The sequence below is a fragment of the Cellulomonas alba genome, assembly GCF_030362835.1.
Classification (GTDB): Bacteria; Actinomycetota; Actinomycetes; order Actinomycetales; family Cellulomonadaceae; genus Cellulomonas; species Cellulomonas alba.
On sequence record NZ_JAUCGQ010000001.1, the window covers coordinates 1,124,350 to 1,142,418 of the forward strand.

20 protein-coding genes are annotated in these 18,069 nt (G+C 75.5%); 4 read left to right on the top strand and 16 right to left on the bottom strand.

Annotated features, from left to right (window positions below; translation table 11 throughout):
* Positions 1 to 57: 57 nt before the first annotated feature.
* Positions 58 to 699 carry a malonic semialdehyde reductase gene (locus QRT04_RS04985; protein ID WP_289453974.1) on the top strand — a complete coding sequence of 214 codons (642 nt, stop codon included), beginning with the start codon at positions 58 to 60 and terminating at the stop codon, positions 697 to 699.
* A 108-nt stretch (positions 700 to 807) separates the two neighbouring features.
* On the opposite strand, the gene QRT04_RS04990 is transcribed toward QRT04_RS04985, so the two are convergent.
* From QRT04_RS04990 to QRT04_RS05020, 7 genes are all read right to left on the bottom strand, one after another.
* Positions 808 to 1,719 (bottom strand): sulfurtransferase, encoded by a 912-nt coding sequence (locus QRT04_RS04990; RefSeq protein ID WP_289453976.1) that lies wholly within the window; start codon positions 1,717 to 1,719, stop codon positions 808 to 810.
* Positions 1,716 to 2,192: a ribosomal protein S18-alanine N-acetyltransferase gene (gene rimI, locus QRT04_RS04995; RefSeq protein ID WP_289453977.1), complete on the bottom strand. Its 477-nt coding sequence runs from the start codon at positions 2,190 to 2,192 to the stop codon at positions 1,716 to 1,718. The genes QRT04_RS04990 and rimI overlap by 4 nt, the downstream gene beginning before the upstream one ends.
* 23 nt (positions 2,193 to 2,215) lie before the next feature.
* A complete protein-coding gene (gene tsaB, locus QRT04_RS05000; RefSeq protein WP_289453979.1) occupies positions 2,216 to 2,905 on the bottom strand; it encodes a tRNA (adenosine(37)-N6)-threonylcarbamoyltransferase complex dimerization subunit type 1 TsaB in 690 nt (229 codons plus the stop codon).
* Positions 2,906 to 2,909: 4 nt separating this feature from the next.
* On the bottom strand, positions 2,910 to 3,491 hold the full coding sequence (gene tsaE / locus QRT04_RS05005; RefSeq protein WP_289453980.1) for a tRNA (adenosine(37)-N6)-threonylcarbamoyltransferase complex ATPase subunit type 1 TsaE: 582 nt from the start codon (positions 3,489 to 3,491) through the stop codon (positions 2,910 to 2,912).
* Positions 3,488 to 4,687: an alanine racemase gene (alr, locus tag QRT04_RS05010; protein ID WP_289453981.1), complete on the bottom strand. Its 1,200-nt coding sequence runs from the start codon at positions 4,685 to 4,687 to the stop codon at positions 3,488 to 3,490. The genes tsaE and alr overlap by 4 nt, the downstream gene beginning before the upstream one ends.
* 73 nt (positions 4,688 to 4,760) lie before the next feature.
* Positions 4,761 to 5,426 carry a nucleoside/nucleotide kinase family protein gene (locus QRT04_RS05015; protein WP_289453982.1) on the bottom strand — a complete coding sequence of 222 codons (666 nt, stop codon included), beginning with the start codon at positions 5,424 to 5,426 and terminating at the stop codon, positions 4,761 to 4,763.
* Positions 5,423 to 6,952 (bottom strand): bifunctional ADP-dependent NAD(P)H-hydrate dehydratase/NAD(P)H-hydrate epimerase, encoded by a 1,530-nt coding sequence (locus tag QRT04_RS05020; RefSeq protein WP_289453983.1) that lies wholly within the window; start codon positions 6,950 to 6,952, stop codon positions 5,423 to 5,425. Before QRT04_RS05020 ends, QRT04_RS05015 begins: the two co-directional genes overlap by 4 nt.
* 30 nt (positions 6,953 to 6,982) lie before the next feature.
* Here QRT04_RS05020 and QRT04_RS05025 point away from each other — a divergent pair, with 30 nt between their 5' ends.
* Both QRT04_RS05025 and QRT04_RS05030 read left to right on the top strand, forming a co-directional pair.
* The gene (locus QRT04_RS05025) at positions 6,983 to 7,969 is read left to right on the top strand and encodes an LLM class F420-dependent oxidoreductase (RefSeq protein ID WP_289453984.1); all 987 of its coding nucleotides are present in this window, start codon (positions 6,983 to 6,985) and stop codon (positions 7,967 to 7,969) included.
* 96 nt (positions 7,970 to 8,065) lie between these two features.
* The gene (locus tag QRT04_RS05030) at positions 8,066 to 9,508 is read left to right on the top strand and encodes a hypothetical protein (protein ID WP_289453986.1); all 1,443 of its coding nucleotides are present in this window, start codon (positions 8,066 to 8,068) and stop codon (positions 9,506 to 9,508) included.
* Positions 9,509 to 9,515: 7 nt separating this feature from the next.
* Here QRT04_RS05030 and QRT04_RS05035 read toward each other — a convergent pair whose 3' ends face one another.
* From QRT04_RS05035 to glmS, 3 genes are read right to left on the bottom strand one after another with little or no spacing between them, the layout of a single operon-like run.
* Positions 9,516 to 9,869, bottom strand: coding sequence for a holo-ACP synthase (locus tag QRT04_RS05035; RefSeq protein WP_289453987.1), 354 nt, complete (start codon positions 9,867 to 9,869; stop codon positions 9,516 to 9,518).
* The gene (locus tag QRT04_RS05040) at positions 9,866 to 10,231 is read right to left on the bottom strand and encodes a MazG nucleotide pyrophosphohydrolase domain-containing protein (protein WP_289453989.1); all 366 of its coding nucleotides are present in this window, start codon (positions 10,229 to 10,231) and stop codon (positions 9,866 to 9,868) included. Before QRT04_RS05040 ends, QRT04_RS05035 begins: the two co-directional genes overlap by 4 nt.
* Positions 10,232 to 10,238: 7 nt before the next feature.
* Positions 10,239 to 12,095 (bottom strand): glutamine--fructose-6-phosphate transaminase (isomerizing), encoded by a 1,857-nt coding sequence (glmS, locus tag QRT04_RS05045; protein ID WP_289453990.1) that lies wholly within the window; start codon positions 12,093 to 12,095, stop codon positions 10,239 to 10,241.
* Between the two features lie 130 nt (positions 12,096 to 12,225).
* Here glmS and coaA point away from each other — a divergent pair, with 130 nt between their 5' ends.
* Complete coding sequence (gene coaA, locus QRT04_RS05050; protein WP_289453991.1) at positions 12,226 to 13,176, top strand: type I pantothenate kinase; 951 nt, start codon at positions 12,226 to 12,228, stop codon at positions 13,174 to 13,176.
* 27 nt (positions 13,177 to 13,203) lie between these two features.
* Here the strand turns inward: coaA and QRT04_RS05055 are convergent, their stop codons facing one another.
* The 6 genes from QRT04_RS05055 to rplM all read right to left on the bottom strand — a co-directional run bounded on the left by QRT04_RS05055 (position 13,204) and on the right by rplM (position 17,795).
* Positions 13,204 to 13,767, bottom strand: coding sequence for a hypothetical protein (locus QRT04_RS05055; RefSeq protein ID WP_289453992.1), 564 nt, complete (start codon positions 13,765 to 13,767; stop codon positions 13,204 to 13,206).
* 197 nt (positions 13,768 to 13,964) lie between these two features.
* Positions 13,965 to 14,615 (bottom strand): DedA family protein, encoded by a 651-nt coding sequence (locus tag QRT04_RS05060; protein ID WP_289453994.1) that lies wholly within the window; start codon positions 14,613 to 14,615, stop codon positions 13,965 to 13,967.
* Between the two features lie 79 nt (positions 14,616 to 14,694).
* A complete protein-coding gene (locus QRT04_RS05065; RefSeq protein ID WP_407653557.1) occupies positions 14,695 to 15,363 on the bottom strand; it encodes a peptide deformylase in 669 nt (222 codons plus the stop codon).
* On the bottom strand, positions 15,360 to 16,715 hold the full coding sequence (glmM, locus tag QRT04_RS05070; RefSeq protein WP_289453996.1) for a phosphoglucosamine mutase: 1,356 nt from the start codon (positions 16,713 to 16,715) through the stop codon (positions 15,360 to 15,362). The genes QRT04_RS05065 and glmM overlap by 4 nt, the downstream gene beginning before the upstream one ends.
* A 110-nt stretch (positions 16,716 to 16,825) precedes the next feature.
* On the bottom strand, positions 16,826 to 17,314 hold the full coding sequence (gene rpsI / locus QRT04_RS05075) for a 30S ribosomal protein S9 (protein ID WP_289453997.1): 489 nt from the start codon (positions 17,312 to 17,314) through the stop codon (positions 16,826 to 16,828).
* A 31-nt stretch (positions 17,315 to 17,345) separates the two neighbouring features.
* Positions 17,346 to 17,795: a 50S ribosomal protein L13 gene (gene rplM, locus QRT04_RS05080; protein WP_289453998.1), complete on the bottom strand. Its 450-nt coding sequence runs from the start codon at positions 17,793 to 17,795 to the stop codon at positions 17,346 to 17,348.
* Positions 17,796 to 18,069 lie beyond the last annotated feature (274 nt).

The following is an 18,069-nucleotide window of genomic DNA, read 5'->3' on the forward strand; positions in this document are numbered from 1 at the left end:
AGCAGCCTCACCGGACCCCCGGGATGAAACCCAAGTAGTTGATGCTTCAATGAAGTTATGACGACCGACACCACGATCCTCGACGGGCTCGACTTCGACGCGGCCCCCTACGCGGTCAGCGACGAGGTCGCCGACCTGCTGTTCCGGGAGGCGCGCACGATCGGCGCGTTCACCGACCAGCCCGTCACCGACGAGGAGCTCGCCGCCGTCTACGACCTGCTCAAGTGGGGTCCGACGGCCATGAACATCACGCCGCTGCGGCTGCTCGTCGTCCGCACGCCCGAGGCCCGCGAGCGCCTCGCGAAGCACGTCAACGACGGCAACCGCGACCGCGTGCTCGCCGCGCCGGTGACGCTGATCGTCGCCGCCGACCCGCGCTTCCACGACCACCTGCCGGTGCTCGCACCGCACCGCGCCGAGATGGCCGGCTGGTTCGAGGGCCAGGCGGAGACGCGCGAGGACATGGCGCGCATGAACACGCTCATCCAGCTCGGCTACCTCATCGTCGCGCTGCGCGCCGCGGGGCTCGACGCGGGCCCGATGGCCGGCCTCGACCTCGCCGCCGTCGACGCCGAGTTCCTCGCCGAGAAGGGCTGGAGGTCGCAGCTCATCGTCAACGTCGGCCACCGCGACGGCGTGGGCACGCACCACGCGCGCGCCCGCCGACTCGACTACGGCCAGGTCTCGCTGACCGTCTGACGAGCCGCTCGGCACCACGGCACGCAGTGCCGCGGACGAAGGCCGCGACCCCTGCTCGGGTCGCGGCCTTCGCCGTACCCCGGGACGGCCGGGGCATGGGGTGGTGCGTCAGGCGCCGGTCGCCACCGGCCGGTCGGGGTCGTTCGACCACTGCGACCACGACCCGGGGTACAGCGCCGCCTCGACGCCGATCGACGCGAGCGCCGCGACCTCGTGCGCCGCGGTGACGCCCGAGCCGCAGTAGACCGCGACGGGCGCACCCGCCTCGGCCCGCAGCGCGCGGAACCGGTCCCGCAACGCGGCGGCCGGCAGGAAGGTACCGTCCCCGCCGAGGTTGCCCGTGGTCGGCGCCGACACGGCACCCGGGATGTGGCCCGCCTGCGGGTCGACCGGCTCGACCTCGCCGGCGAACCGCTCGGCGGCCCGCGCGTCCAGCAGCGTCCCGTCCCAGTCGGCGGCGGCGTCGGCGTCGATCGTGGGGAGCGCGCCCGGCCGCAGCACGACGTCACCGGGCTCGGGCGTCACCGAGCCCGCCTCGACCGAGCACCCGGCTGCGGTCCACGCCGCGAGGCCGCCGTCGAGCAGCCGCACGTCCGGCACGCCCGCCCAGCGGAGCAGCCACCAGGCGCGCGCCGCCGACGTCCCGCCGACCGCGTCGTAGACGACCACCGCCCGGTCCTCGCGCACGCCCCACCGCCGCGCGGCTGCCTCGAGGGCGGCGACGGGCGGCAGCGGGTGGCGGCCCTCGGCCGCGCTCGGCGCCGAGGCGAGCTCGGTGTCGAGGTCGACGTACACCGCACCCGGCACGTGCGCCGCGAGGTACTGCTCGTGGCCGTCGGTCCGCCCGAGCGCCCAGCGGACGTCCAGCAGCACGGGAGGCTCGTCGGACGCGAGCTCGGCGGCGAGGGCCGTGGCGTCGACGAGCACGGCGGCGCGCAGCGCGTCGGTGCCGGTCTGCGTGCCGGTCTGCGCGCCGGCCGGCGTGCCGGTCTGCGCGCCGGTCGGCGGGGACGTCGTCATGCCATCTCCTGGGGGGTCGGGGTCGGGTCGCGCAGGTCGAGCCGCATGGTCCACGCGTCGGCGTTCTCGGGCTGGTAGTAGCCGCGGCGCAGCCCGAGCTGCTGGAAGCCCGTCCGCCGGTAGAGGCGCAGCGCGGGCTCGTTGTCGACGCGGACCTCGAGCAGCACCGCACCCGCGCCGAGCGCGCGCGCCCGGTCCACGAGGGCGTCGATCATCAGCCGGCCGAGCCCGCGCCCCTGGTGCGCGACGTCCGTGCCGATCGTCATGACCTGCGCGTCGTAGCCGTCGAACCACAACCCGGCGTAGCCGACCAGCCGGCCGTCGACGACCGCCCCGAGGTACCACCGGCCCGTGCCGACGATCTCCTCGGCGAGCGACTCGCGCGACCACGCGCCGGCGCCGAACAGCTCGCCCTCCATGCGGACGAGGTCCGGCAGGTCGGCGTGGGTGAGCGGGCGCAGCGTCGTGGTCATGCGGTCAGGTCCGTCGTCACCGGTCAGCCCAGGACGCGCTTGCTCCCCGCCGACGGCACGGCGTCGGGCCGGCGCAGGTAGAGGGGCGCGGTGTCGAGCTCCTCGCCCGCGGACCGGCGCGCGACCGCCAGCCGCGCGAGCTCGGCGGGGTCGGGCACGATGACGGAGCCGTCGGCCTCGAGCCCGGCGAACGCGTCCGGGTAGAGCGCCGCGCCGCGCCCGACGACGACCGTGCGACCCGGACCGTCCAGCGCCGCCACCGCGTCGGCCGCGGGTCCGACGCGCGGCGCGTCGAGCACCGTCACGGCTCCCGGCCCGTCGACGCGGTAGAGCGCCGAGTACACCTCGCGACGGCGCGCGTCGGTCGCGACGAGGACGCGCGTGCCCGCGGGCAGCGTGCGGGACGCCGCGGCGGCGAGCGCGTCGAGGCTCGGCACGCCGAGCGCGGGGATGCCGAGCGCGAGCGCGAGCGTGCGGGCCGTGACGAGCCCGACGCGCAGTCCCGTGAACGGCGCGGGCCCGGTGCCGGCGACGACGGCGGTCAGCGCGCGCCGGTCGACGTCCGCGTCCGCGAGCACGCCCTCGACCATGGGGGCGAGCAGCTCGGCGTGGTGGCGGTCCTCGTCCACCGCGCGGGCTGCGAGGACGGCGCCGGCGTCGTCGACCAGTGCGACGGCGACGGCGGCGGACGTGTCGAGGGCGAGGACGGGCACGGGGTCAGCCTGCCACGCCGTCGCGGACCTGCTCCCGCCCGGCGCCCTCCACGGGGGCCGCGGGCAGCGGCACGCCCGCCCAGCGGTCGCCCACGGCGCGCACGGTGACCACCCGCTCGCCCGCGTCGGCGTCCTCGGCGGCCGCGTCGCCTCCGCGCGGGCGCGCGATCGTGACCTCGAGCCGGTCGGCCGCGAGGGCCTCGACCCAGCCCTCGCCCCACTCGACGACCGTGACGGACTCGTCGAGCGACGAGTCGAGGTCGAGCGCGTCGACCTCGTCGAGCGAGCCGAGCCGGTACGCGTCCACGTGGACCAGCGCGGGCCCGCGGGACCCGTCGCCGCGTGGCAGCGGCGGGTGCTCGCGCGCGATGATGAACGTCGGCGACGCGACCTGGCCGCGGACGTGGAGGCCCACGCCGATGCCCTGCGTCAGCGTCGTCTTGCCCGCGCCGAGGTCACCCGTGAGCACCACGAGGTCGCCGGCGCGCAGCACACCCGCGAGCGCGAGGCCGAACGCCCGCGTCGCCTCGGCGTCGGGCAGGCGCACCGTGGCGGTCGCTCCGGTGGTCGTCGTCTCGTCCGTCATGCGTGCTGCCCGACCTCGTCCCGCTCCAGGGCCGCGGCGTCCGCGGCGGTGTCCACGTGCACGCGCGGCACGCGCGCGCCGATCCTTGTCACGATCTCGTAGGAGATCGTCCCCGCGACGTCCGCCCAGTCCTGCGCGGTCGGGCCGCCGTCGGCGCCCGTCCCGAACAGCTCGACGCGGTCGCCAGCGACGTCGGCCGCGGCGGGTCCGAGGTCGAGCACCACCTGGTCCATGCAGACCCGGCCCGCGATCGCCGTGCGGCGACCCCCGACGAGCACGGGCGCACCGGGCACGTCCTGGGTGCCCGAGACGTGACGCGGGATGCCGTCGGCGTAGCCGAGGGGCACGACGCCGAGCACCGTGCTCCGCGGCGTCACGTACTGGTGCGCGTAGCTGACGCCGTGGCCCGCCGGGACGGGCTTGACCGTCGCGAGCTCGGCCTCGACCGTCATCGCGGGCACGAGGCCGTACGCGTCCGGGCCGCCGAGCTGCGGGACGGGCGAGAGGCCGTACACCGCGATGCCGGGCCGGACGAGGTCCCAGTGCAGGTCGGGCGCCGTCAGCGTCGCCGCCGAGTTCGCCAGGTGCCGCACCTCGAGGCGCGCGCCCGCGGACTCGACCTTGCGGACGGCGGACGCGAAGACCGCGGCCTGCGCGTGCACCGTCGGGTGCGCGGGCTCGTCGGCGAACGCGAGGTGCGACCACAGGCCGACCAGCTCGGCGGCGCCCTCGGCGTCCGCGCGCAGCGCCGTCGGCAGCAGGTCGTCGAGCTGCGCGGGCGTCAGGCCGTTGCGGCCGAGGCCGGTGTCGACCTCGAGGTGCACCCGCGCGGTCCGGCCCGCCGCGCGGGCCGCCGCCACCACCTCGTCCAGGGCCCACGGCGCGGCCACCGACACGTCGACGTCGGCCTCGACCGCCTCGCGCAGCGGCGCGCCCGGGGCGTACAGCCACGTGAGGACGCGGGGCGCGGTGACGCCCGCGGCGCGCAGCGCGAGGGCCTCGGGCACCTGCGCGACGCCGAGCCAGGTCGCGCCACCCTCGACCGCCGCACAGGCGCTCGGCACGAGCCCGTGCCCGTACGCGTCGGCCTTCACGACGGCCATGACCTGGGCGGTCGGCGCGTGCTCGACGAGGCTCGCGACGTTGCCGCGGATGGCCGCGAGGTCGACGACCGCGCGGGCGGGGTAGCCGTTCACGCGTCCCAGTCTCGCACCGGCCGGGCCGCCGCCCGCACGCCCGCCGCCGGCGCGACGCGCCGACCGGTCACCGTCACTCCTCCCGGACCACGACGTCCGCGCGCGCGGCGGTCGCCGCCACGAGCCGCGCGTTCGCCTCGTCCGGGCCGTGCGACCACGCGTGCGCGGCGTCCGGCGCCTTGCCGAACCGCACGTGCCGCGCCACGAGCCGCTCGAGGCGCACGCCGTCGTCGGGTGCGACGAACCACGCCTCGTCGAGCAGCCCCGCGACCGGCGCGAACCCGGCCGCGTCGAGCAGCAGGTAGTTCCCCTCGGTGACGACGAGCGGCACGTCGGGCGGCACCGCGATCGCGCCGGCCACGCCGTTGCGCAGGTCGCGGCGGTACTCGGGCGCGTACACGGTCTCGCCGGGCACGGGCTCGCGCAGCCGGCGCAGGAGCGCGACGAAGCCCGCCGCGTCGAACGTGTCGGGTGCGCCCTTGCGGTGCGCGCGGCCGAGGCGCTCGAGCTCGCTCTGCGCGAGGTGGAACCCGTCCATCGGCACCGCGACGGCACGCCCCGGGAAGGCGGCCACGACCGCGGCAGACAGCGTCGACTTGCCGGCGCCCGGGGAGCCCGCGATGCCGAGCACGCGCCGCCCGCCGCGCGCGAGCAGCCCCTCGACGCGGGCGACGAGCTCGGGGTCGAGCGGGCGCGTCTCGACGTCCGCCGGCGTCTCGGCCTCGGTTCCTCTCGTCACGACCGGCCCGCCAGCAGCGCGGCGACGGTGGCCGGGAGCGCCTGCGCGACGGCACGCGCCGCCACCGGACCCCCGGGGTTCGCGCGGTCCGCCGCATGGCCGTGCACGAGCGCGGCACCGGCCGCGAGGGCGGCGGGCAGCGTCGGGTCGTCGTGCACGTCGGCGTCGCGGGCCGCCAGCATCGCGCCCAGCAGGCCCGCGAGCACGTCGCCCGCGCCCGCCGTCGCGAGCCACGGCGGCGCCTCCGCCTGCGCGTACGCGACGCCGTGCGGACCCACCACCACGGTGACCGCGCCCTTGAGCAGCACGGTCGCCCCCGTGAGCTCGTGCGCCCGCCGGGCCCAGCGCAGCGGCTCGGCCTCGACCGCCTCGCGTGGTACGCGGTCGTCGCGGCCGCCCCGCTCGCCGAGCAGCCGCGCCAGCTCGCCGGCGTGCGGCGTCAGGACCACGTGCGGCCCGACGTGCGCGGGCAGGAGGTCGAGCGCGCCCGCGTCGACCACGGCGGGCTCGCCGCGGTGCACGATGCCGTCGAACGCGTGCTCGACCCGGCGGCGCTGCGCGGCGTCCTCGGGCGACACGCCGGGTCCGAGCGTCCACGCCTGCACGCGGCCGGTGCCCGTCACCACCTCGGGCCGGCGAGCCACGACGAGGTCGGCGACGTCGCCGAGGTACCGCACCATCCCGACGCCGGCGAGCACCGCGGCGGTCGTCACGAGCACCGCGGCACCCGGGTAGGCGCGCGTCCCGGCGACGACACCCAGCACGCCGCGCGTGTACTTGTGCGCGTCGGGCGGCGGCACCGGCCAGAGGCCGGCGACGTCCGCGGGCTCGAGCCGCACCACGGCGGGCTGAGCGTCGAGCGGCAGGCCGAGGTCCACGACCTCGACCCGTCCCGCGGCTGCCGCGGCGGGCGGCAGCAGCAGCGCGGGCTTCGCGCCGCCGAACGTCACCGTCACGTCCGCGTCGAGCACCGGGCCGGCGCGCGTCCCGTCGTCCACGCCCACGCCCGACGGCAGGTCGACCGCGACGACGAACGGCCCACCGCCGCCCGCGCGGCGCTCGCCGAGCAGCGTGACGAGCTCACCGGCAGCGCCGCGCACGCCGCCGCCACGCGCGCCGATGCCGAGCAGCCCGTCGACGACGAGGTCGGCGTCGCCGACCACGTCCGCGACCGCGCCGACGCCACCCGGCTCGGCACCGAGCAGGACGGTCCGCCCGCCGGCCCGCACGAGCGCCGCGAGCCCCGACTCGTGCACCCGCTCGGCGGCGAGCACCGCGTCCACCCGGACGCCGCGCCCGGCCAGCAGCGCGCCGGCGAACAGCGCGTCACCCCCGTTGTTCCCCGCCCCGACCAGCACCGCGACCCGCGAGCCGGCCACGCGCCCGCGCAGCGCCCGCAGCTCGCGCGCCGCGACACCGGCGAGCGCGAACGACGCCCGTTCCATGAGCGGCACGCCCGACGCGAGCAGCGGTTCCTCGGCGGCTCGGACCTGCGCCGACGTCCACGACAGAAGCACGGGACTCATCCTCCCCGTATCGCAGGTAGCGTGCCGAGCATGCGCTTCGGACTCTTCATCCCCCAGGGCTGGCGGCAGGACCTCACCGGCATCGACCCTCGCGACCACTGGTCCGTCATGAAGGACCTCGTCCAGCACGCCGACCGCGGCGACGCGTGGGAGTCGGCCTGGGTGTACGACCACTTCCACTCCGTGCCCGAGCCCAACGGCGAGGCGGTGCACGAGGCGTGGAGCCTGATGAACGCCTTCGCCGCGGTGACCGACCGCGTCCGGCTCGGCCAGATGTGCACGTGCATGGCGTACCGCAACCCCGCCTACCTCGCGAAGGTCGCGACGACCGCGGACATCGTGTCGGGCGGCCGCATCGAGATGGGCATCGGCGCCGGCTGGTACGAGCACGAGTGGCGCGCCTACGGGTACGGCTTCCCGCGCGCGGGCGAGCGGATCGCGATGCTCGACGAGGGCGTGCAGATCTTCAAGCAGCTCTGGACCAACGGCGTCGCGACCTTCGAGGGCGAGCACTACCGGGTCGACGGCGCGCAGCTGTCGCCGCTCCCCCTGCAGGTGGACGGTCCGCCGCTCTGGATCGCGGGCGGCGGCGAGAAGAAGACGCTGCGGATCGCGGCCGAGCACGCGGCGTACACGAACTTCGGGGGCTCGCCCGACGAGTTCTCGCACAAGTCGCAGGTGCTGCGCGAGCACTGCCGCGCCATCGGACGCGACGTCGACGAGATCGTCCGCTCGGCCAACTACAACGTGGTGATCGGCGAGACGCAGGCCGACGTCGACGACAAGATCGCCTGGGTCGAGGAGCACTACGCGCTCACGGTGCCGGACAAGGCGGCGAGCGTCGGCGAGGAGTTCCGGAGCGGCTACCTCGTCGGCACGGTCGAGCAGATCGTCGAGAAGCTCCAGCACATGCAGACGCTCGGCCTGGGGTACGCGATCGGCTTCTTCGCCGACGCCGCGTACGACCGCACGAGCATCGAGCTGTTCGAGAGCCGGGTGATCCCCGAGCTGCGCTGACGGGCTCAAGGCGCGCCCGCCTGACGTCGATGGACAGACGTGTCATGGCAGTCGTCCTGGTCGAGCCCCGCAGTCGCAGCCCGGCCGGAGGACTCCGTGCGGCTCTGGCAGGCAGCGGCGCGCGACCTGGGCGAGCACGCCCTGGCGCTGCAGCTCGACGAGGCCTGCCCGTCTGACCTGGACGGCCGGTCCAGCTGGACGGGACGCTCGTACGACCTGATCCAGCTGGGCCGGTCGGCGCAGGCGCGGGACGAGCTGCTCCGCGCCGGCGCCACGCCGCCGTCCGGCTCCGACCTCACAGCGCGGGACGTCGTCCTCGCGGCCGCCTGTGCGGCGTGCGGCGACGACGGAGCGTGGCACTGGCTGCTCGCCGCCGCGGCCCGGATCGACGGCGGCGCGTGGCTGGCCGCCCTCGTGGGCGCTGTCGCGGACCAGCGCGGCGAGCTCGCGACGGCCGACAGCGCCTGGGTCGCCGCCCGCGGCAGCGGGGCGCACGGCCGGACGGCGCGGGTGCGGGCGGGGGTCGCGATCGTGGCGTCCCGTCGTCGCGACGACCCGCAGGACGTCGGCCGCCTCGTGCTCGACGTGGTCGGCGCCGCCATCGCGGCCGACCTCGAGCGCCGACCGGGCGTGGCCGTCGCGATCGCCCAGGGCCTCCTCGAACGCGGGGACGTGGCGGGCGCACGGCTGGTCCTCCGCACGACGCTGATGCTCGTGCCTTCATCCGCCGAGGTACGCGCAGCACTGGGGGCGGTCCCCGCGCGGCGTCCGGTCACGGTCGTCGCGGTCGCCACGGCGCTCGCCGCGGTGCTGATCGGCGGCCTGATCGCGCTCACCACCGTCGTGCCCGCCCCCGGCGTCCGCGTGATCGGCATCGTCGCGGTCTCCCTCGGCGGCGCGCTGTGGGCGCGCCGCGTCCCGTTGCCCGGCATGACGGCGGCCGAGAGCGCGGTGTGGCGCGACGTGCGCGGCCTCGTGTGGGACGAGCAGGAGCAGAGGCTCGTACCGCCGGGCAACCGGAACGGCGGTTGGTACGGCATCGCGGCGATCGCGGGCCTGGCGGCCGGCACGGCGCTGGTCGCACCCGCCCTCGCGGCACTCTCCGCACTCGCCGGGTCCGGGTTCGCCGCATGGGCGGACTCGGGCTCGGCGGGGTTCGCGTACCTGGCGGGGGCGGCGCTCGGCACGGCCGGCGGCGTGCTGCTCGTCCGGTGGGCGATCCGGGCACGCCGCCGTTCGAGGGCCCGGCGCGAGCTGTCGGCCCGTGCGCAGTCCCGCGCGCGCGAGGGCGCCTCGTGCCGGTGCTGGTCCGACGCGTGGCTGCGTGGCTGGCTCGCCGAGGAGACGGCCGCGCAGCACCTGGCCGATGCCCAGGCCCTGGCCGTGATCCCCGGCTCCCAGGTGCGGCGCTGCCCGAGCACGGGCACGCTCTGGCTCGTCGGGCCTCTCGCGGCCGACGGGCTCTGGCTCGCGCTCCGCGGCGACGCCCCGCGGGCCGCGCCCCAGCCCGACCAGCAGGGTGACGGCTTCTACCTCTGACCGGGCGTCAGTCCCGCTCGGCCACCACGACGGCCGACGCGATACCCGCGTCGTGCGAGATCGACAGGTGGAACCGGCTGACCCCGAGCGCGTCGGCGCGCGCCTTGACGGTGCCGATCACCTCGACGACCGGCTGCGCGCCCGCGACACGCCGCACGGTCGCGTCCTGCCACGACATGCCGGGCGGGGCGCCGAGCGCCTTCGCGATCGCCTCCTTCGCCGCGAACCGCGCCGCGAGCGACGTCTCGGGCATGTGCCGCTCCTCGTCGGTGAAGAGCCGTTCGCGCAGCGCCGGGACCCGGTGCAGGGTCGCGACGAACCGAGCGACGTCGACGACGTCGATGCCGACCCCGACGATCACGCGCGCTCCCCCGTGGCCGCGTCGCGCAGGCCGGCAGCCGCGGGCAGACCCACGGTGTCGCGCTCCTCGACGAGGTGACGCCAGCGGCCCCACTTCGCCTCGAGCGCGGCGTCGAGGTCGACGTCCAGCCGCTGCGCGACGAGCAGCAGGTGCGCCAGCACGTCCGCCAGCTCGGCCTCGAGCGCGCCGGGCTCGGCGGCGTGCCGGGACCGCCCGCTCGACGCGAGGTACGCCTGCACCAGCTCGCCGACCTCCTCGGAGAGCTTGAGCACGAGCCAGTCGTCGGTGCGCTCGATGCCGTGCAGGCGCGCGTAGACGCGCGAGATCGCCTCGACCTGCGCCTGCGCGGCGGCGAGCTCCACCGGTGGGCTACTCGACCGTGACGGACTTCGCGAGGTTGCGCGGCTGGTCGACGTCGAGGCCCTTGGCCGTCGCGAGCTCGCACGCGAACACCTGCAGCGGCACGACGGCCAGCAGCGGCGCGAGCAGCGTGGGAGCCTGCGGCACCGAGAACACCTCGTCGGCGTACGGCCGCACCGCCTCGTCGCCGTCCTCGGCGATGACGATGGTCCGCGCGCCGCGCGCCCGGATCTCCTGGATGTTCGAGACGACCTTCGAGTGCAGCGAGTCGCGCCCGCGCGGCGACGGCACGACGACGAACACCGCCTGGCCCGGCTCGATGAGCGCGATCGGCCCGTGCTTGAGCTCGCCTGCGGCGAAGCCCTCCGCGTGGATGTACGCGAGCTCCTTGAGCTTGAGCGCGCCCTCCATCGCCACGGGGTAGCCGACGTGCCGGCCGAGGAAGAGCACCGACTGCGCGTCGGCCATCCAGCGCGCGATCTCGCGGACGCGGCCGGAGCGGTCGATGACCTGCTGGATCTTGTCGGGCATCGCGCGGAGCTCGTCGAGGATCGTCTTGATCTCGTCCGGGAACTTGTTGCCACGCAGCTGCGCGAGGTACAGGCCGAGCAGGTACGCGGCCGTGATCTGCGCGAGGAACGCCTTCGTCGACGCCACCGCGATCTCCGGGCCCGCGTGCGTGTAGAGCACGGCGTCCGACTCGCGAGGGATGGTCGAGCCGTGCGTGTTGACGATCGCGAGCGTCTTGGCGCCCTGCTCGCGCGCGTGCCGCACGGCCATGAGCGTGTCCATCGTCTCGCCCGACTGCGAGACGGCGACCACGAGGGTGCGCGGCCCGACCACCGGGTCGCGGTAGCGGAACTCGTGCGCCAGCTCGACCTCGACCGGGATGCGGCACCAGTGCTCGATCGCGTACTTGGCGACCTGACCGGCGTACGCCGCGGTCCCGCACGCGATGACGACGATCTTGTCGATCGACCGCAGCACCGACTCGTCGATGCGGATCTCGTCGAGCACGAGGCGGCCCGCGGCGTCCGTGCGGCCCAGCAGGGTGTCCGCGACCGCGTGCGGCTGGTCGTGGATCTCCTTGTCCATGAAGGAGCGGAAGCCGCCCTTCTCGGCGGCCGCCGCGTCCCAGTCGACCGTGTAGCGCCGCGCCTGCACGGGCTTGCCGTCGAAGTCGGTGACGTCGACCGAGCCCGGCGTGATCGTCACGACCTGGTCCTGGCCGAGCTCGAGCGCGTCCCGCGTGTGCGCGATGAACGCCGCGACGTCGGAGCCGAGGAAGTTCTCGCCGTCGCCGAGACCGACCACGAGCGGCGAGTCGTGCCGCGCGCCGACGACCGCGTCCGGCCGGTCCGCGTGGACCGCGAGCAGCGTGAACGTGCCGTGCAGCGTACGCGCGACCTCGGTCAGGGCCTCCGTCAGGTCGCCCGTGCGGTCGTAGGCCCGCGCGACGAGGTGCGCGACGACCTCCGTGTCGGTCTCGGACGCGAACTCGACGCCGTCGGCCAGCAGGTCGGCCTTGAGCTGCGCGAAGTTCTCGACGATGCCGTTGTGGATCACCGCGAGGCGGCCGGCGACGTGCGGGTGCGCGTTGACGTCGGTGGGACCGCCGTGCGTCGCCCACCGGGTGTGACCGATCGCGGCGGTCGCGGGATCGAGCGGGTGGGAGTCGAGCTCCTCGACCAGGTTGGCGAGCTTGCCGGCCTTCTTCGCGGTCTCGAGCCGGCCGTCGGGGGTGACCAGCGCCACGCCCGCGGAGTCGTAGCCGCGGTACTCGAGACGCCGCAGGCCTTCGAGCGCGACGTCCAACGGGCGTTCGCTGGGCGCCGCAGGGCCGACGTAGCCGACGATTCCACACATGGCAGAGGAGTCTACCTAGCGGATTCCGGGCACCCGGGGGCGCGTCGCGCGGCTGACGACGCCCGGTGCCCCGGGCGCACGGGCGGCGCTGCGGCGGCGACCACCGCCCCGCGACCGGCAGAATCGTCCCGTGCCCTCGTCCCCCGTCCCGGCCACGCCGTACGTCGACCTGGACCGCGAGGCGTGGACCCGGCTCTCCGCGTCGACGCCGCTGCCGCTGACCGACGCCGACGTCGACCGCCTCGCCGGCCTCGGCGACCCGATCGACCTCGCCGAGGTCGACGCGATCTACCGGCCGATCTCGCGGCTTCTCGACCTGTACATCGAGGCGACCCGCGGCCTGCACGGCGCGTCGAGCACGTTCCTGCGCGAGGACATCGAGCCCACGCCGTTCGTCATCGGCGTCGCGGGCTCGGTCGCGGTGGGCAAGTCGACGACGGCGCGCCTGCTGCGCGAGCTCGTGGCCCGCTGGCCCGCGACGCCGCGCGTCGAGCTCGTGACGACCGACGGGTTCCTCTACCCCAACGCCGAGCTCGAGCGGCGCGGGCTGATGGAGCGCAAGGGCTTCCCGGAGTCCTACGACCGGCGCGCCCTGCTGCGGTTCGTCTCGCAGGTCAAGGCGGGCCGGGCCGAGGTCCGCGCCCCCGTGTACGACCACGTGACGTACGACATCGTGCCGGGCGCCGAGACCGTAGTGCACCGGCCCGACGTGCTGATCGTCGAGGGCCTCAACGTCCTGCAGCCGGCGCGGCCCGCGACGGGCTCCCACAGCAGCCTCGCGGTCAGCGACTTCTTCGACTTCTCGATCTACGTCGACGCGCGCGAGCCCGACGTGCGCGACTGGTACGTCGACCGGTTCCTGCGCCTGCGCGCGACCGCGTTCCAGCGCCCCGAGTCGTACTTCCACCGGTACGCCGACCTCACGGACGAGCAGGCCGTCGCGCGCGCGGAGCAGATCTGGGACTCGATCAACGCGCCGAACCTCGAGCAGAACATCCTGCCGACGCGCAGCCGCGCGACGCTCGTGCTCACCAAGGGCCGCGACCACGCCGTCGAGCGCGTCCGCCTGCGCAAGCTGTAGCCGCCTCGCGCGCTCGACGGCCGCCGCTCAGCGCGCTGCGACGAGCTGGACCGGGTACGTCGCGGTGTCGGTCGCCTCGAGCGCGCCCACAGCGCGGACGACCGCAGGCACGGGCACGCCGCACCGGCTCGTCGGCGTGGCGACGCGGATCGCCTGGCCGAGCACGTCGACGAGCCACAGCTGGATGGCGTCGGGGTGCGGCTCGCAGGCCTCGTCGCTCGCCGTCGCCGACTCCGCGGTGGTGTGGCCGAGCGCGCGCAGCAAGGGCTTCAGGTCGCCCTCGCGCCGGGTCGCAGTGACGGACGTCCACGTGCCCTGCGCGTCGCGGAGCGCGCCGCCCGGCGTGCACTCGAGCACCGCGACGGGCGTGAAGCCGTCGGGCACCGTGCCGGCCGGCGGGGCGTCGGCGTGGGCGGGTGCAGCCGTCATGGTGGCCTCGGCACCCGCGGCGCTCTCCGCCAGCCCGAGAGCCGCGAGCACCTGCGGCGCTCGGCAGTCGGCGTCGTCGGCGACCACGGCCGAGGGCGCGGAGACGGCGACCACGCGGGGGGCGCAACCGGCGAGCCCGGCGCCCGCCGTCAGCAGGGCCACCGCCCCGACCCCGACCGCGACCCCTCTGCCCCGCCGGTACCGCTCGTCCCGCATGCCGCGACCCCCTGCCCACCCGTCCCCGCGCGCGGCGGAACGGCCCGGCCCGGGCTCACCGTGAGAGGGGGGCCGACCTCGGCATCGACCACCTCGAGGATAAGCAGCCCGTCACGACGGTGCATGCCGCTGTGACCGGATCGTTAGGCGTCGGGGCCGGATCGTGAGCCGTCCGTGACCGGCGGACGCTCGCGCGCCCCGAACCGCGCCCGGATGGCGGGCCAGTGCCGCAGCACGGTGTCGACGAGGAGGCCCATCAGGATGCCCGCGACCACCCCGACGCCCACCGCGACGAACGGGTGGTTCTTCAGCCAGGCGCCCGCGCTGATGCCGATGAGTGCCCCGTACAGGGCCCACACGACGGCCGCGCAGGCGGTCAGCCCGACGAACCGGCGGCGGGGGTACCTGAGCGCGCCGGCCGTCATGTTGACCGCGACCCGGCCGACCGGGATGTAGCGCGCCGCGAAGATGAACGACGCGCCCCGGTTCTCGAGCGCACGCTCCGCCCAGTCGACCGCGGCCTTCGCCCTCGCGCCCTGCAGGAAGCGGTTCTCGTGCACGTGGATGCGCGTGCCGATCGTGTACGCGATCTGGTCGCCCGTGAAGGCGCCGGCGGCGGCGACGAGCACGACGAGCGCGAGGTTCGGGCTGCCCGTCGACACCGACAGCGCCGCGAGCGCGATGACGATCGACTCGCTCGGCAGCGGCGGGAAGAACCCGTCGATCGTCGTGAAGACGTAGAGCACGACGAAGATCCAGGGCGAGCTCCCCAGGGCGAGCGCCCAGTGCTCCACGGCTCATCAACTCCTCGTCGGCGGTCCTGCCACGGTAGACGGCGAGGGGCGCGTCCCGGCATCGGGGTAGCCCCCGGTCTTACCCCAGCGAGAACCCCAGGGCGGCGGCCGCCGACTCGGGGGTCGGCTCCATGGCCCAGCGCGCGCCGATCGCGTCCGTCGCGGCGAGCGACCGCGGCTCGGCGCGGTCGAGGTAGAGCGTGCCGGCGAGGTGGTCGGTCTCGTGCTGGACGATGCGCGCGGCCCAGCCCGTGAGCACCTCGTCGAGCGCCGCACCTGTCTCGTCGTGACCGGTGAGCCGCACGCGGCGATGGCGCGCCGTGACGGCGGTGTAGCCCGGCACGCTGAGGCAACCCTCGTAGAACGCGACGCGCTCGTCGCCGACGCCCTCGTAGCCCGGGTTCACGAGCACGCGGAACGGCAGGGGCTCGCGCTCCCGGACCACCGCGGCGTCGGTCGAGCCCATGCCCGGGTCCTCGACGACGGCCAGCGCCAGCGGGATGCCGATCTGCGGGGCGGCGAGCCCGACCCCCGGCGCCGCGTGCATGGTGGCGCGCATGACGCGAAGCAGCGCGGCCAGCTCGGCGTCGTCGAGCTGCGCGTCGAACGGCGTGGCGACGCCACGCAGCACCGGGTGCCCGGCGTGGACGATCGGCGCGACGCCGCGGTCGTCGGCGGACTCGACCACGGCGAGCGCGAGGTCACGCAGCGTCCGGTCGGCGCTCGCCGCGCGGGGGCGTCGGATCACGCGTCGAGACCCAGGCGGTCCGACACGACGGCCGCGAGCTCGTGCGCGACGCGGTCGGCGTCGTCCTGCGTGCCCGCCTCGACCATCACGCGCACGAGCGGCTCGGTGCCCGACGGACGCAGCAGCACGCGACCCCTGTCGCCGAGCGCGACCTCCGCGGCGTGCACCGCGTCGAGGAGCGCCTCGTCGGCGGCGGCGCGCGCCTTGTCGACACCCTTGACGTTGACGAGCGTCTGCGGCAGGCGCTGCACGACCCCCGCGAGCTCGGTCAGCGACGCGCCGGTCGCGGCGACGCGGGACGCGAGCTGGAGCGCCGTGAGGATGCCGTCGCCCGTCGTGGCGTGCGCGGCGAGGATGATGTGGCCGGACTGCTCGCCCCCGAGCGAGTACCCACCCGCGCGCATCGCCTCGAGGACGTAGCGGTCGCCGACCGCGGTCTCGACGGTCGCGATGCCGGCGTCGCGCATCGCGAGGCGCAGGCCGAGGTTGCTCATGACGGTCGTGACGAGCGTGTCGTGCGCCAGCGAGCCGGCGTCGCGCTCCGCGAGCGCGAGGACGCCCATGATCTGGTCGCCGTCGACGAGCGCCCCGGTCGCGTCCACCGCGAGGCACCGGTCGGCGTCGCCGTCGAACGCGACACCGAGGTCGGCGCCCGACGCGACGACAGCGGCCTGGAGCTGCTCCGGGTGCGTCGAGCCGCACTTCTCGTTGATGTTCCGCCCGTCGGGCGAGGCGTTGATGACGACGACGTCGGCGCCGGCCTCGCGCAGCGCGGCGGGTCCGACCTCGCTCGCGGCGCCGTTGGCGCAGTCGACCGCGATGCGCAGCCCGTCGAGCCGCGTCCGGAGGGTGCCGATGAGGTGCTCGACGTACGCGTCACCCGCGCGGCCGGTGTCGACGCGGATGTGGCCCACGGAGCCGCCGAGCGGCCGGTCCCACGCATCGCCGAGCAGCTGCTCGATCGCGTCCTCGAGCTCGTCGTCGAGCTTGTGGCCGCCCCGCGCCAGGAACTTGACGCCGTTGTCGGGCATCGGGTTGTGCGACGCCGAGAGGACGACACCGAGGTCGACGTCCATCGCGCCGGTCAGGAAGGCGACCGCCGGCGTCGGCAGCACGCCGACGTTGTTCACGTCGACCCCCGCCGACGCGAGCCCCGCTGCGACGGCCGCCGCCAGGAACTCGCCCGACACGCGCGAGTCGCGGCCCACCACGGCGCGCGGCCGGTGCCCCTCGAACGCGCCCCTCGTGGCGAGCACACGGGCGGCCGCGACCGCGAGGTCGAGCGCCAGCTCCGCCGTGACGTCCTTGTTGGCGAGCCCGCGCACGCCGTCGGTCCCGAACAGTCGGCCCATGTGTCAGCCCCTTCGCCGGCCCCGGACGCCCGGGGTCCACCTTCGCCAGATATGCCGACGGCCCCGTTGGTCCGCTGGACCGACGGGGCCGCCGGGAGAAGCGCGAAAGATCAGCGCTTGGAGTACTGCGGGGCCTTGCGGGCCTTCTTGAGACCGGCCTTCTTGCGCTCGACCACGCGGGCGTCGCGGGTCAGGAAGCCGGCCTTCTTCAGCGCCGGACGGTTGTGCTCGGCGTCGATCGCGTTGAGCGCACGGGCGATGCCCAGGCGCAGCGCGCCGGCCTGGCCCGAGACGCCGCCGCCGTTGATGCGCGCGACGACGTCGAAGCGACCCTCGACGTCCACGAGCTTCAGCGGGGAGTTCACGAGCTGCTGGTGCACCTTGTTCGGGAAGTAGTCCTCGAGGGTGCGGCCGTTGATCTTCCACTGGCCGGTGCCGGGCACCAGGCGGACGCGAGCGACCGCCTCCTTGCGGCGACCGAGCGCCTGGCCCGGGGCGGTCAGCGACTGACCGCGGCCCGCGGGCGCCGTCGTCTCGCTGGTGTAGCTGGTCGGGGTCTCGTCACCCTCGAGGTCGATGTCGACCGTCGTCTCTGCCACGTGCTGTTCCTGTCGTCTCTACGCGCGAGGCTCAGGCCTGCTGCGCGACCTGGGTGATCTCGAAGGGCTTCGGCTGCTGGGCCGCGTGCGGGTGCTCCGCGCCGCGGTAGACCTTGAGCTTGCCGAGCTGCTGGCTGCCGAGCGAGCTCTTGGGGAGCATGCCGCGGACGGCCTTCTCGATAGCCCGCTCGGGGTGCTTCTCGAGGAGCTCCGAGTACGCCGTGGCGCGCAGACCGCCCGGGTAGCCGGAGTGGCGGTACGCGAGCTTGGTCTCGCGCTTGTTGCCGGTGAGGGCGACCTTCTCCGCGTTGATGACGATGACGAAGTCACCGCCGTCGACGTGCGGCGCGAAGGTGGCCTTGTGCTTGCCGCGCAGCAGCGTGGCCACATGAGTGGCCAGGCGGCCCAGGACGACATCGGTCGCGTCGATGACGTACCAGGTCCGCTCGACGTCGCCGGGCTTCGGGGTGTACGTGCGCACGGTCGTAGCCTTCGTTTCGTGTTGCGGTCGCGGCGGTGCCCGTAGTGCACGGGTCCGCCGATGAATGGCGTGGTGGCGCATCCGTGACCGGCGAGTGGGACACCATGTCGACCACAGCGGCGGGTGCTGAGTACACCGGCACGCGTGCGGGGACGCACAACGACACACCAGGGTAGCGGCCGGGCGGGACGAGGGTCAAAACCGCGGGACGTGACCTTGCGCGCCCTGGCCGCGCAGACCCACGCCGTCGCCGTCGCCCGCGCGGGGCCGCGGC